Annotated in this window: 10 protein-coding genes; 2 read left to right on the forward strand and 8 right to left on the reverse strand. The window is 61.6% G+C overall.

From position 1 onward, the window contains the following. Positions 1 to 4: 4 nt before the first annotated feature. Complete coding sequence (locus ACNAOV_RS08270; RefSeq protein WP_416517312.1) at positions 5 to 1,528, forward strand: alpha-N-arabinofuranosidase; 1,524 nt, start codon at positions 5 to 7, stop codon at positions 1,526 to 1,528. A 175-nt stretch (positions 1,529 to 1,703) separates the two neighbouring features. Here ACNAOV_RS08270 and ACNAOV_RS08275 read toward each other — a convergent pair whose 3' ends face one another. Continuing rightward, positions 1,704 to 2,846, reverse strand: a complete 1,143-nt coding sequence (locus tag ACNAOV_RS08275; RefSeq protein WP_416517313.1) for an inositol-3-phosphate synthase — start codon at positions 2,844 to 2,846, stop codon at positions 1,704 to 1,706. 192 nt (positions 2,847 to 3,038) lie between these two features. Between ACNAOV_RS08275 and ACNAOV_RS08280 the strand changes: the two genes are divergently transcribed. Then, on the forward strand, positions 3,039 to 5,285 hold the full coding sequence (locus ACNAOV_RS08280) for a transglycosylase domain-containing protein (RefSeq protein ID WP_416517314.1): 2,247 nt from the start codon (positions 3,039 to 3,041) through the stop codon (positions 5,283 to 5,285). A gap of 99 nt (positions 5,286 to 5,384) precedes the next feature. Here ACNAOV_RS08280 and leuA read toward each other — a convergent pair whose 3' ends face one another. The 7 genes from leuA to dnaX all read right to left on the reverse strand — a co-directional run bounded on the left by leuA (position 5,385) and on the right by dnaX (position 14,324). Then, a complete protein-coding gene (leuA, locus tag ACNAOV_RS08285) occupies positions 5,385 to 7,295 on the reverse strand; it encodes a 2-isopropylmalate synthase (protein ID WP_416517315.1) in 1,911 nt (636 codons plus the stop codon). 226 nt (positions 7,296 to 7,521) lie between these two features. Next, positions 7,522 to 8,142, reverse strand: coding sequence for a DUF5701 family protein (locus tag ACNAOV_RS08290; RefSeq protein ID WP_024626962.1), 621 nt, complete (start codon positions 8,140 to 8,142; stop codon positions 7,522 to 7,524). A 42-nt stretch (positions 8,143 to 8,184) separates the two neighbouring features. Further along, the gene (locus tag ACNAOV_RS08295) at positions 8,185 to 9,273 is read right to left on the reverse strand and encodes an aspartate-semialdehyde dehydrogenase (protein ID WP_416517316.1); all 1,089 of its coding nucleotides are present in this window, start codon (positions 9,271 to 9,273) and stop codon (positions 8,185 to 8,187) included. Positions 9,274 to 9,290: 17 nt separating this feature from the next. Continuing rightward, positions 9,291 to 9,854, reverse strand: coding sequence for an ACT domain-containing protein (locus ACNAOV_RS08300; RefSeq protein WP_015022547.1), 564 nt, complete (start codon positions 9,852 to 9,854; stop codon positions 9,291 to 9,293). Next, positions 9,851 to 10,684 (reverse strand): aspartate kinase, encoded by an 834-nt coding sequence (locus tag ACNAOV_RS08305; RefSeq protein WP_416517317.1) that lies wholly within the window; start codon positions 10,682 to 10,684, stop codon positions 9,851 to 9,853. The genes ACNAOV_RS08300 and ACNAOV_RS08305 overlap by 4 nt, the downstream gene beginning before the upstream one ends. A gap of 128 nt (positions 10,685 to 10,812) precedes the next feature. Then, the gene (recR, locus tag ACNAOV_RS08310; protein ID WP_015022549.1) at positions 10,813 to 11,415 is read right to left on the reverse strand and encodes a recombination mediator RecR; all 603 of its coding nucleotides are present in this window, start codon (positions 11,413 to 11,415) and stop codon (positions 10,813 to 10,815) included. After that, the gene (dnaX, locus tag ACNAOV_RS08315; protein ID WP_416517318.1) at positions 11,415 to 14,324 is read right to left on the reverse strand and encodes a DNA polymerase III subunit gamma/tau; all 2,910 of its coding nucleotides are present in this window, start codon (positions 14,322 to 14,324) and stop codon (positions 11,415 to 11,417) included. Before dnaX ends, recR begins: the two co-directional genes overlap by 1 nt. Positions 14,325 to 14,388: the final 64 nt, after the last annotated feature.

Consider the following 14,388-nt stretch of genomic DNA (forward strand, 5'->3'; position numbering starts at 1 on the left):
AACAGTGAGTATCCACATCGACCCGCGTCTGACTACCGGCACCATCAGCCCCTACCTGCACGGCCAATTCATCGAATTTCTCGGCGAATGCATCGATCAGGGACTATGGGTGGGCACGGATTCCCCCATCCCCAACACCGATGGCATCCGCACGGACGCTCTCAAAGCCCTGAAAGCTCTGAAACCTCCCCTGCTACGCTGGCCCGGCGGCTGCTATGCCGACACCTACCACTGGCGTCAGGGGGTCGGGCCCCGCAATCAGCGTCCGGTGGGATACAACGAGAATTTCGGCACCTATCAGCCTGACGGGCATGGTTTCGGCACCGACGAATTCCTCCGCCTGTGCCAGGCCGTTGGCGCCGAACCCTGGATCAACGTGAACATGCTGAGCGGATCCGTGGCCGAGATGCGCGACTGGATGGAGTACTGCAACCGTCCATCGGGCACGGCCATGTCGGCCATGCGGGCCTCCAACGGCCACCCCTCCCCCTATGACGTGAAATTCTGGGGTCTGGGGAACGAGCCCTGGGCCGGCGGGGGGACGATGACCCCGTCCACGTACGCGGACCGCTATCGGATGTTCGCCTCGGCCATGCCCACCTTCGCCGAGAACGGGGACCAGCCCCCGATGATCCGGCCCATCGCCTGCGGCCCAGACGGAAACAAGCCTATGGAACGGGTGCGCTGGACCAGGGACTTCTTCCAGGCTTTGGCCCAGTACCGCCAGCCGCCCATCGCCGCCTACGACCTGCACTTCTACAACTGGAACATCGACCACCCCGACGACACTTCCACTCAGTTTGATCAGGATGGCTGGGAGCGGGTGATTCGAGGCGCCCTCGAGCTCGGTGAGGTCATCGACCAGCAGTGGAATCTGATGCAGGACTGCCTGGCCACCATGCCCCACCCTGAGAGCACCCTGGATTCCAGGCTGACAAGGGTCGATCTGGTCATGGGCGAATGGGGCAACTGGCATGGCGATGCCTTCACGGCCCGTCCGGCGCTCCGGCAGCAGGTGACCATGCGCGACGCGGTCACCTCGGCCCTGACGCTGGATATCCTCCAGTCCAGATGCGACAAGGTGTCCATGGCCTGCAATGCCCAGACCCTGAACGTCCTCAACTCGCTGATCCTAACCGAGGACGACGCCACCATCCTGACCCCCAACTACGACGTCTTCATGATGTACCGGTGCCACCAAGGGGCCCGCGCGATTCAGAGCCTGCCGGAGGCCGACAACCCGGCCCTGCACGTCTTTGCCTCGGTCAAGGACGGACACATCATGGCGGACCTGGTCAACGCCGACATGGCCTCTGCCACCGAAGCGACGCTGACCTTGCCCGAGCCCGTGCGTCCTGCGGGCATGCAAAGCCTTTCCGCACAGGATCCACATGCCTGCAATACCCGATCCGACCCGGACCAGGTCAGGGCTCGCCAGGTCGATGTCTCGGACATCTCCGAAGGACGTGAAATTACGGTCCGTCTGGAACCGGCCTCAGTGAATGTGCTTGACCTGGCCATGGTCTGAAAATCAAGAGCAGCGATCGGCGGGCTGGGCACTATGCCTGCAGCCCGCCGGTTCAAATCCAGGATCCAACTCTATAAACCAAACCAAACATATAAACAGCATGTGGCCGATCCCCGAAGGAGGGACCGGCCACATGCTCATATCAGATGCCTGACGACAACTGGCGGAATTCTACTCAGGCGTGCCAGACGTCCTTGCCGTTCTCCTTGGCGGCCTTGACATCGGCATCCAGGGCGCTCTCGTCACCCTCCACCTTGCCGGCGATATAATCCTCGACCAGTTGGCGGGCCTCGTTGTCCTCATGCTGGACAGCGGGCGACTTCATGAAGTATGAGCTGGGTGCCAGCACCGGGCCGGCCAGGTGGCGGTCCAGGGCGATCTTGGCGGCGCGCAGGGCATCGATGACGATGCCGGCCGAGTTGGGCGAATCCCAGACCTCCAGCTTGTACTCAAGGTTCAGCGGAACATCACCGAAGGTGGTGCCCTCCAGACGCACGAAGGCGAACTTGCGGTCATCCAGCCAGGCCACATAGTCGGAGGGACCGATGTGGACGTTGTGGGGATCCATGTCGTGAGGAACGATGGAGGTGACTGCACGGGTCTTGGAAACCTTCTTGGACTCCAGACGAGTACGTTGCAGCATGTTCATGAAGTCCATGTTGCCGCCCACGTTCAGCTGATAGGTGCGGTCCAGACGCACGCCGCGATCCTCGAAGAGGCGGGCCATGACCCTGTGGGTTATGGTGGCGCCCACCTGGCTCTTGATATCGTCACCCACGATGGGCAGGCCGGCATCGCGGAACTTCTGGGCCCACTCGGGGTCGGAGGCGATGAAGACAGGCAGGCAGTTGACGAAGGCGCAACCAGCCTCAATCGCGGCGGCGGCGTAGGCCTTGTCGGCCTGCTCCGAACCGACGGGCAGGTAGGAGACCAGCACATCGACCTTCTTGTCGCGCAGAACCTGGGCCACATCCACGGGCTCGGCATCCGACTCGGTGATCATCTTGCGGTAGTACTCGCCCAGTCCGTCGCCGGTCGGCCCGCGCAGGACCTCCACGCCCTTGTTGGGGACGTCGCAGAACCTGTAGGTGTTGTTTTGCGAGGCGAAGATGGCCTCGCTCAGGTCCTTGCCGACCTTGAGTGAATCCACATCGAAGGCGGTCACGAACTCCACGTCACGAATGCGGTAGCCACCGAAGTTGGCGTGCATGATGCCGGGGATCTTGTCATCATCCTTGGCGTCCTTGTAATACTCGACTCCCTGTACCAGCGAGGAAGCGCAGTTGCCCACGCCCGCTATAGCTACACGGATGCTCATACAAACTCCTCTGATTTACTGAGTTATTCCAACCTAAGCATACCTTCTCCCGGTAGATAGCATGGTGGAATGGGCCTCATATGCGCGCCCGCGGGCAGTACAAACCTCCAAAGATGGCGCAAAAGTACGAAAATGATGAACGTTCAGCCTTAGGTCGAACAGTTTTCAGCCCCGCCGGATAGCGTGGTTGGCATGGCCAATCAGACTCGTTCAGTCAGTTCGACCTCGCCCACACGCAGGACCCAGTCCGGAGCGCGCAGAAACGGGAATCGCGCCGACAGACTCACCTCGCGGCACGCCGACCGGAATCCCCGGGGCGGCGGACCCCGTCGCGGACGGCCCCACAAGTCGCATCGTGTGCTTAAGTGGACCCTGGCCCTGCTGGGGCTGGTGCTGGTGGCCGGGGCGGCGGCCTTCGCATACCTGTATCTGACCACTGAAATCATCCCGCCGGAGAAGCAGGCCCTGGCGCAAAAAACCACTGTCTACTATGCGGACGGCACCACCCCCATCGGAACCTATGCCAATCAGAACCGGGAAATCATCGACTGCTCGGTCCTGCCCAAGTATGTGGGCAACGCGGTCGTCGCCTCGGAGAACCGCACCTTCTACAAGGACAACGGCATCGACCTGAAAGGCATCAGCCGAGCGCTCTTCAACAACGTGACCAAAGGCACCCGTCAGGGCGGATCCACCATCACCCAGCAGTATGCCGAGCGCTACTATCTGGGCGAGACCACCACCTACAAGGGCAAGCTGCGCGAGGCAATCCTCTCCTTGAAGATTTCCAGGACAGAAGACAAGGACACCGTCCTTTGCAACTACCTGAACACCATCTACTTCGGCCGTGGCGCTTACGGGATCCAGGCCGCGGCACAAAACTACTTCGGCAAGGACGCCAAGGACCTGACCTTGCCTGAGTCAGCCATGCTGGCTGGCATCATCCCCGCCCCAGCCTCCTGGGACCCGGCGGTCAACCCCAAGCAGGCCGAGTCGCGCTTCCGCCGCGTGCTGGCCATCATGGAGGAGGACCACTACATCAGCCACCAGGACCGGGCCAGCGCCCAAATGCCGCAGACCATCAAGTACATGCCACAGAACGTCTACCAGGGACCCAACGGCTACCTGCTGCGCATGGTCCGCAACGAACTGTCCTCCGGCAAAAAGGCCCCCTTCACAGCCGACGACCTGGACACAGGCGGCTACCGGATCATCACCACCATCCAAAAGGACAAGCAGGATCTGATGTTCCAAGTGGCCAGTCCGTCCACAGGCAACAAGCATCTACCGGCCACTCTGCAAATCGGGGGGCTCTCGGTCGACCCCAAGACCGGGGCCATCATCTCCCTGTACGCCGGTGACGACTACCTGACCCACCAGCTCAACAATGTTGATCAGGCGACCTTCCAGGTCGGTTCGACCATGAAGGCCTACACGCTCCTGGGCGCCATCCAGGATGGGGTCAGCCTGAACACGGTCTTCAATGGCAATTCACCGCGTACCTTCTCCAGCGTGGGTAAGTCCGTCGCTAACGCCGGAAATGTCAGCTATGGGTATATCAACCTCTACTCGGCTTTTGCCAACTCGGTCAACACGGTCTTCATGGATCTAGGCGAACACGTGACCTCGCAAAAGGTTGCCCAAGTGGCCCACACGGCCGGCATCACGGGAAAGATCGACGATACGACCACTTTCGACACCCTTGGTGTGGACGCTCTCTCGGTCTACGACGTGACCCAGGGCTATGCCACCCTGGCCAACGGAGGGCAACGACCCAAGTTGCACCTGGTGGCCCAGGTCAAAGACACCAAGGACCAAGAGCTCTACACGGCTGCAATCCAGTCGGATCAGGTCTTCAACGCCGATCAGGTGGCCCTGCTGCAGAAGGCCATGACCACCACGGTCCAGCGCGGCACCGCATCCTATGCCCGTTCCCTGGGACGGCCCATCGCTGGTAAGACCGGCACGGCCAATGACCAGACCGCCATCTCCTTCATCGGATTCACCCCCTCGCTCCTGACCACCTTCGCCGTTTGGAACCAGGGACAGGACGGCGGCGCCCTGAAGGTGCCGGATCACTATCACGACAACTTCTATGCGGTCCAGCTGTTCACCCAATATATGAAGTCGGCCCTGGGCAACAGTCCAGTGGAGCGTTTCCCGGATGCCGAGGACCACGGCAAGATCGGTGGCCCGGAAGGCAACTGGGGCACTGGATCCAGGCAGAGTAGCTCGTCCACGCGCAACCGTGAATACTCATACGCGCCCCAGCAGCGCTCCCAGCGCCAGAACTCCGAGCAGGGGCAGTCCGGTTCCGGCAGTGGTTCGGGCGCTGGCACTGGAGGCGGAACGGAGAACGACAGCGGCAGCGACACCAGCGAGGGCGGCAACGAAGGCAGCACCCAGGGCAACTCCGGGGCCGATTCATCACAACAGTAAACCAGCCAGCTGTGAACCAGTTCAGACAATTTGGTCCGACCCGGGCGTAGTTGTGCGTCCGGATCGGACCTACAGGACTGGTATTGGATCTTCTGACCTTCAGCCGCGCTGGAAGCGGTTGAGCGCCGAGATGATGGCCTTGAGTGAGCTGGTAGAGATGGACGAGTCGATGCCCACACCCCAGATCACCCGGGACCTGGCCGGTTCGCCCACCTGGCATTCCACGTAGGAAGCCGCCAGAGCATCCGTACCGGCGGTCATGGCGTGCTCGGCGTAATCGAGGACCGAAACAGTCTGATCCAGCGACTTGAGTGCATCCAGGAAGGCTGCAATAGGACCGTTCCCATGTCCCTGAACACGACGACGCACCTCAGGATCGCCTGGAGCAAGCCCCCGGTCCAGCAGGGTGGCATCGAGAACCGTGTCGGAGCCGTCCTCGCCGGAGGTGACTGCCACATTCAGCAGCTTGAAGCGTCCCCACTGATGCAGGGTCTCGTCGCGCTGATCGGCCATGGACTCGCCGCCGACCACGCTTCCACCGGCCTCCACGGGCAGGTACTCGTCCTTGAAGAGCCGCCAGATGTCGGCATCCTTCACCTCGCGCTTGGTCCTGTCGGCATAGCTCTGGACCAGCCGATCGAACTCAACCTGGAGGCGCTTGGGCAGATCCAGATGATGGTTGGCCTTGAGCAGGTAGGCCATGCCACCCTTGCCCGACTGGGAGTTGACCCGAATGATGGCCTCGTAGTTGCCGCCCACATCCTTGGGATCGATGGGCAGGTAGGGCACCAGCCAGAGGAAGTCGTCGGGGTTGGCGTTGGCACGCAGAGCCGCCTGCTGCCGGGCGTCCAGCCCCTTCTTGATGGCGTCCTGGTGGGATCCTGAGAAGGCTGTGAAGACGAAGTTGCCCACATAGGGGTGCCGCTCGGAGACGGCGATCTGATTGCAGTACTCCACCGTCCGACGGATGCCGGGCATGTCGGAGAAGTCCAGCTGGGGATCGATTCCCTGGACCAGCAGATTCAGTCCCACCGTGCAGATGTCGACATTGCCTGTGCGCTCGCCATTGCCCAGCAGGCAGCCCTCCACCCGGTCAGCCCCAGCCAGCAGGCTGAGCTCGGTGGCGGCCACGGCCATACCCTCGTCGTTGTGGGGGTGCAGGGAGAGCACCACCGCGTCCCGATCCTTGAGGTTGGTGGATATGTACTCCACCTCGTCAGCGAAGACATTGGGTGTGGTCATCTCCACGGTGTTGGGCAGGTTGATGATCATAGGGTGCTCCGGTGTAGGCCGGATCACGTCGATGACCGCGTTGCAGACCTCCAGGGAATACTCGGGCTCGGCACCAGAGAAGGACTCGGGCGAGTACTCATAGGAAAGATCCGTGCCCCCGGCATCGGCCTCCAGGGAGCGGCAAAGTTCGGCGGCGTCGGTGGCCAGCTTCTTGATCTCGGCCTTGTCCTTGTGGAAGACGACCTCCCGTTGCAGGACCGAGACCGAGTTGTAGAAGTGGACCACAGCCCGCTTGGCCCCACGCAGGGCCTCGTAGGTACGGCGAATCAGATGCTCGCGGGCCTGGGTCAGGACCACGATGGTCACGTCGTCGGGAATCAGCTCGCGCTCTATCAGGAGGCGGATGAAGTCGTAATCGGTCTCAGAAGCCGAGGGAAAGCCCACCTCGATCTCCTTGAAGCCCATGGAGATCAGCAGATTCCAAAATCTCAGCTTGCGCTCGGAATCCATGGGGTCGACCAGGGCCTGGTTGCCGTCACGAAGATCTACCGAGCACCAGCGGGGCGCCCGCTTCAGGGTCTTGCCCGGCCAGGTGCGCTGCGGATAGTCAAAGGGAACCTGCTTGTTGTAGGCCACATATTTGTTGTAGGGCATGTCACTGGGCTTCTGCGGCGAACCCACGAATCTGGGGGGAGGCAGCAGCAGGTCGTTATTCCCTCCATTGGACGCCGCAGCCTGGGCCGCAAGATCAAACACGGATGCACGATCCTGATCCATCTCTCCTCCTTCTTTCGTTCGTCGGAAACCACAATGTCGCCCGGCCATAGGTGTTCGGGCAGGCCGAAACCGTACCGGGGGTGCCATTATCTTACCGGAGGAGAGCCAGGACATGCGGTCCGGGTCCGCATTCCGACGCAGAGGAAGGCGAACACACAGGGTCTGACTTAGTTCGCAAGGTTGCCCAAGTTGCAAACACCAGACGATGCAAGCACTGACAGAGTGCTCACTGGAAGAGGGAGACGCCGCGACGGCCCTCGCAGTAGGCGTTGCCCAACCATGTGTGGCGCGAGTTGGGCCAGACCGAGCCCAGCCGGGGAGCGTTCTGGCTCATCCAGATGCTGGGAACGCGCCCATCGGCGCTGTGGGAACCCAGCAGATTGAAGCCGTTCTTGACCGCCAGCCAGTCAGGATGCTGTGTGGCGATGGCCAGCCCTTCTTCAAGGGTCAGAGGGAGGCGGTCGTCTGAGTCAATCAGCTTGCGGGCCACGTCAGGCTCGCGGTTGGTGTAGCAGGTGCCGGTGTGCGGCTCCAGGACGATGTAGAAGGGCCCCTCGGGCGGCTCGAACCCGTTCTGGGGCAGGAAACTGGCGATGTCGCGCGGTGGCATAGTGGTAAAGCCAGCCATGCGATTGATGCTGGTCCGGGCAATCAGCGACTCAGGCGAGACCAGCTCCCGTGTGGGGATGAGCAGGATCTGCTCGCCCAGCTCAGTGGATTCCAGAGCGGAGATCAGGGGCTGTGCCAGGGCTCTGAAAGCAGCGGCGCTGATGTCCGCCACATCCGGATAGCCCAGGGCCACGATCCGATCCAGTTGCCGCTGCACTTCTTGGGAAGATCTGGTCATGGTCTCCAGTCTAATCGGTGCCCCGCAGACGAACCTGTCATCTCAGATTCTGTCGGCAAAGTGCTTGCGGGCGATCAGCTCGGCGATCTGCACGGCGTTGAGGGCGGCTCCCTTGCGCAGGTTGTCGTTGGCCACGAACATGGACAATCCCCTCTTGCCTTCCACGGCCTGGTCCTGGCGGATGCGACCCACGAAGCTGGGATCCTTGCCGGCTGCGTCCAGAGGAGTGGGTATTTCCGCCAGACTTACTCCGGGGGCCTTGGACAGCAGGTCGCGGGCCTGGTCAGGGGTGACATCGTGCTCGAACTCGGCATTGATGCTCATGCCGTGGGCTGTAAAGACCCCTACCCGCACGCAAGTGCAGGAGGCGGCCAGATCGGGCAGGTGCAGGATCTTGCGGCTCTCATTGCGCAGTTTCTGCTCTTCGTCGGTCTCCCCGCTGCCGTCATCGACCAAGTCACCTATAAAAGGAACAGCGTTGAAGGCGATGGTACGCACCACCTTGGTGGGCGGGGGGAACTCAATGGCCGATCCGTCGAAGACCAGCCGGTCAGCGCCCTGCTCCACAGCTGTCCTGGTCTCGTCGCGCAGCTGGAGGACGCCGGCACGACCAGCTCCCGACACGGCCTGATAGGAGGAGACGATCAGGCGGCGCAGACCATATGCCTTGGCCAAGGGGCTCAGCACCGGCATGCAAGCCATGGTGGTGCAGTTGGGATTGGCTACGATCCGCCGGGGGATAAGATCCAGGTCCTCAGGATTGACCTCAGACACCACCAGGGGGACCTCGGGATCCATCCGCCAATGAGAGGAGTTGTCGACCACGTAGGCTCCGGCCTCGGCGAAACGCGGGGCCCAGGTTCCTGAGGTCGAACCGCCGGCGGAGAAGATGGCCAGATCGATCCCGCTCAGGTCGGCCTGCTCTACATCCTCGACCGTGATGGTCCTGTCACGCCAGCGCAGCTGCTCTCCGGCAGACCTGGAAGAGGCCATGAACCGCAGATCGGCCACAGGGAAGTCCCGTTCGTCCAGCATACGGCGCATGACCATGCCTACCTGGCCAGTGGCGCCCAGAATGGCTACATTGATGCCGCAGCGACCATCATTCGCAGAATCGACCTTATCCGTCATTGCTCTCTCCTCTCCACTCAGCGACCCGTGCCGCCGTAAACGACCGCCTCGACCTGATCGGCATCCAAATGGAAGGCCGTATGGATGGCCCGTACCGCCTCGTCCAAGTCCTGAATAGGCACCAGAGCGGAGATGCGGATCTCGGAGGTCGAGATCATGAGCACGTTGATATGCCGGTCGCTCAAGGCCCTGAAGAAGGTGGCGGTGATGCCCGAGTGGGTCTTCATGCCCACCCCTACCAGGGTCACCTTGCCCACCTCAGGATTGATGTCGACCGAGCGGAACCCCAGTTGCTCGCGGGAGTCATCCAGCATGGGGACCACCTGATCAGCCTGAGCGGACGGCAGCGTGAAGGAGATGTCCACGGTTCCTGTGGCCGCCCCAGCCTGGACGATCATGTCGATGTTGATGCCGCCCTCGGCAAGGATGGTAAAGAGCTGTGCGGCTACGCCGGGGCGGTCGGGCACAGCCCGCAGACTGACCTGGGTCTCGCTGCGGTCGTGGGCAACCCCTGAGATGATGGGTGACTCGGGACCGTTCAGGTCCGGGAACAGGTCGCCCATGGATTCGCCGTTGGTCATGACTTTCCTTCCGTCATATCCCGTTGCCTGTCGGTGTGTGCAGCGGGGCGATCCGGCAGCTGGCCGGTCTCCAGATTGGGAATCTTGTCAACATCGACATCGTCAGGCATGATCAACGTGCCCGGACGATGAGAAAAGGAACTACGCACGTGGATGGGCATATGAAAGCGCTGCGCATATTCCACGCAGCGCAGAGCCAGCACCTTGGATCCGCCGGCCGCCATCTCCAGCATCTCTTCGTATGAGATGCGAGCGATTCTTCTGGCGGTGGGCACAATGCGCGGATCAGCGGTAAAGACGCCATCCACATCGGTATAGATCTCGCAGACATCCGCCTTGAGGGCCACAGCCAGGGCCACAGCCGAGGTGTCCGAGCCGCCGCGGCCCAGGGTGGTGGCATCGCCGTCAGCGTTGACCCCCTGGAAGCCTGCCACAATCCCCACTTCGCCTCGGTCCAGGGCCTTCATGACCCGTTGGGGTCGAACATGGCGGATATGGGCTGCGCCGTAACGTGCATCAGTCATGAAGCCCGCCTGCGAACCGGTGAAGGAATGGGCGTGCTCGCCTTGCGCATGGATGCTCATGGCCAGCAGGCTCATGGAGATGCGCTCCCCCGCCGTCATGAGCATGTCCATCTCACGGGCCGGAGGATTGGAATCCACATCCATGGCCTGATCGATCAGATCGTCAGTAGTGTCCCCCATGGCGGAAACCACCACTGCGATGTCATTGCCAGCGCGCTTGGTATCAATGATGCGCTTGGCCACACGCTTGATGGAGTCCGAGTCCGCCACTGAGGACCCGCCATATTTCTGAACGATAAGTGCCACTGCTGTTCCATCCCGCGACGGTTAAGCCACTAGACCATCATCTGCAACATATTGATTATATGGATTATACGAACGACACCGTTTTATCAGACCCTCTCCACCAACATGCGAAACCATGATTGCAGGCCTTACAGATCACGGCGGCCGGAAATCGCCCGGCCAAGGGTGATCTCGTCAGCATATTCCAGATCACTGCCGACAGGCAGACCGCTGGCCAGCCTGGTGACCCGAAGATCCAGAGGACCCAGCAGCCGTCCCAAGTAGGTGGTGGTGGCCTCGCCTTCGATGTTGGGATCCAGGGCCAGCATGACCTCTTTGACCTGATCAGTGCCCAACCGTTTCAAGAGCTCGGGAATGCGCAGATCGCCGGGCCCAACGTTGGACATAGGATCGATGGCCCCACCAAGCACATGATAAAGACCCCGGTATTCTCCGGTACGTTCAATGCTCATGACGTCCTTGGGTTCCTCGACTACACAGATGATGCTGCGGTCACGCCTCGGATCCTGACAAATGGGGCATGGGCTGGTCTCGCAGACATTGCCGCAGATCTCGCAAAACCGGACCTTCTCCTTGGCGGCGACGATGGCATCGGCCAGATCCTGAGCACTACGCCGATCGGCCCCCAGAATGTAGAAGGCGATGCGCTGTGCCCCCTTGGGACCAATGCCCGGCAGTTGAGCAAAAGCATCAATCAGCTCTTGAATGGCTCCATCATAGGTAGCAGCCATCATTCACCTCCCTGTCGCTGCGCCTGTTCCTGCCGGCGCTTTTGGACATTGATCGGATTCTGGGGATCATCGGCGGCAAAATCCTCCACCTTGGTCACGTCAAATAATTTGGTCAGTTCATCCTGATTCATGGCATTGTCCGCCCCGAGCCTGGCATCGTCCATGGAATAGACATCGTCCTCGGGATCCACGGAAGGCCCTGAGGCCTGGGAGGAGCTAGAGGCTGAACTAGCGAAGCCAGCTGCCATTCTCCTGTCATCAGATCCGGATGCATCTGCCGTTACTCGGGAACCATCCGAGCCGCCGGCGGTACCCGAACCGCGATCGTCATTCCGCACATCTGACGAGATTGAGATGCCAGCTGCCATGGCTCCGTCAGCGGAAACCGGTTCGGTCCCCAATGCTGGAGCCGAGGTTGCACCCGATGCGCTTCCCTGGCCGGACGAATCAGCCGACTTCGAAACAGCAAGCCCTTGATCCGCAGTTTCATGGCCCTGACTGTTGGAGGACTCTGCAGAGGCTGGGGCACTGGTCCCGGAATCGGGCACGGCCCAAGGATCCGTGTCATCGCTCATGTCCGGCAGAGCTACTTTTTTGGACTCATGGTCCTTCTGGCCATCGGCTTTCCGGCCATCGGATCCGTCGTTGCCCTCACCGGGCTGCCGGACCTTTTGCTGCGCATGAGTCGCTGGCATGGGGTGGGCCCAGGGATCATCGTCCGGCAATACCGTAGAAGCAGTTGAGCCAAAGCCCGCCGTCGGCAACGGTTCCGGCGACGATTGGACCGGACCGCCGACCGGGTGGTGGGCGTCGTCGGAGTTCTCGTCGCCTGCAGCTTTCCCAGGGGCGGATCTTCCCTCCGATGCCGATGCTCCGGTCTCACCTTGATGACCAGTCGAAGCCGTCATCTCCCTAGGGGCATGCCCCTGCTCCGTGGCCGCATGAGGCATGACCGCCGCTCCAAGATTCATGGTGGCTAAGCCAGCACGTGCCAAAGCCACTTCCTTCTTGACCTCTGCCCGGCGCTGGGGAGACATCTTATTGACGGACTCTACCGTCTCGCCATTGGCAGCTGTCCCCGATGGAGCGATCATGGTGGCCTGTCCAAACTCCTGGCGAGCGCGGACCATGACGATACGCGGCACCTTGGTCTCCCCGTCAACCGACTGCGCAGCCACGGCCATGGCGAAGGCATGCTGGCTGAGTGGACGGTCGAAGGTCATAGACAGTCGCTTGCGGCCGGAAGGGTCTGCTTTCATGGCCACGGTAGGCACCCGGTCCCGCACCACATACTGGCGTACCTCATCCGGCAGGGCAGCTACCAGGGCATCCCAACGCTTGTCCAGTTCCGTGCCGGTCGGAATCCCTGTTTCCTGTCCCCGCGTAGCCTCTGGCTGTGCAGGCCGAGGCGGTTCTGTAGATCGGACGGGTGCGGAAGAACCGGGTGATCCGGCCTGCCCCGCCGGCGAGGAGGGGGCTTGCTTGCGCTCGGGTTGGGCAGAGCCTGAGCCGGAATGGGTGGGCCGTCCTTCGCCCTCCTGCTGTCCACCAGCGGAGGAATCGGGATGGGGCCCTGACATGTTCTGCGGCCTAGCAAAGGTGGCGGGAGCTGCAGCAGATGACGAACCTGCCCTACCAGGGTGTTCATGGCGATCAGCCCCGCCGGCACTTCCAGATTGGGATGCACTGGACGGCCGACCGTTCTGCTGAGACCTGTTAGCGCCAATGAACCCGCCGCGGGCGGGCGACGGGGTCGCGCCAGCGGTGGAAGCTGCTGCTTCAGCCGGTGCCTGCTCCATAGGCTCGCAGCCAATTGCCAGCAGCCTGGCGGCCAGCAGCTCCAAGCGCATCCTGGGCGAGGTGGCCCCATTCATTCCTGCCAGCGCATCGTTGATGATGTCAGCCATTCTGGTCAAGACCTGCAGATTCAAAGCATTCGCCTGACGATGCAGATCGGCCACCTGGTCGTCGTCCGCATCCTCGCTAAGCACGCTTTCGGCCCGTTCTCCCGCCAATTTGAGAACCAGCAGGTCGCGGACATGGGCCAGCAGATCCTCGACGAAGCGCTGGGGTTCGAATCCGCCGACGACAACCTTTTGAATGACCCCATAGAGGCCAGCCCCATCGTGGGCGATTAGTGCGTCCACGGCTTCGCCGATCAGTTCGGCAGGAGTGAATCCCAGCAGAGCTACAGCCGCATCATAGGTAATGGTTTGCTCGTCAGCGCCTACCATGAGCTGGTCCAGCACGGAAAGGGTGTCACGCACCGATCCGCCGCCAGCCCGCATAGCCAGCTTGAGCACACCGGGCTCGGCCTTAATGCCCTCCTTAACGCAAATCTGCTCCAGGTAGGGCCCCATGACTTCCTGGGGAACCAGACGGAAGGGGTAATGGTGGGTGCGGGAGCGGATGGTGCCAATCACCTTCTCCGGCTCTGTGGTGGCGAAGATGAACATGACGTGTTCCGGTGGCTCCTCGACGATCTTCAGCAGGGCGTTGAATCCTTGCTGGGTGACCATATGAGCCTCGTCCAGAATGAAAATCTTGTAGCGGTCACGCACGGGGGCGAAGCCTGCCCGCTCCCTGAGTTCCCTAGCATCGTCAACTCCATTGTGGCTGGCGGCGTCAATCTCCACCACATCGATGGAACCAGGGCCTCCTGTGGCCAGATCCTTGCAGCTGTCGCATTCGCCGCAGGGATGGCTGGTCGGTCCTTTGGCGCAGTTGACGCAACGGGCGAAAATCCTGGCACTGCTGGTCTTGCCGCATCCCCTGGGACCAGAAAAGAGGTAGGCATGGGTCAGCCGGTTCTCATCCAGAGCTCGGGTAAGGGGCACCGTGACCTGCTTCTGACCGATGATGCCGTCAAAAGTGTCAGGCCGATACCGCCGATAGAGTGCTAGTGCCATGGTTCAAGGCTATCCATTTCTTTAGACACGTTCGCTTTCCTTCCTAAGGCTTTCGCCCCGCTTC

The organism is Bifidobacterium asteroides, assembly GCF_048001765.1.
GTDB classification, from domain to species: domain Bacteria; phylum Actinomycetota; class Actinomycetes; order Actinomycetales; family Bifidobacteriaceae; genus Bombiscardovia; species Bombiscardovia asteroides_K.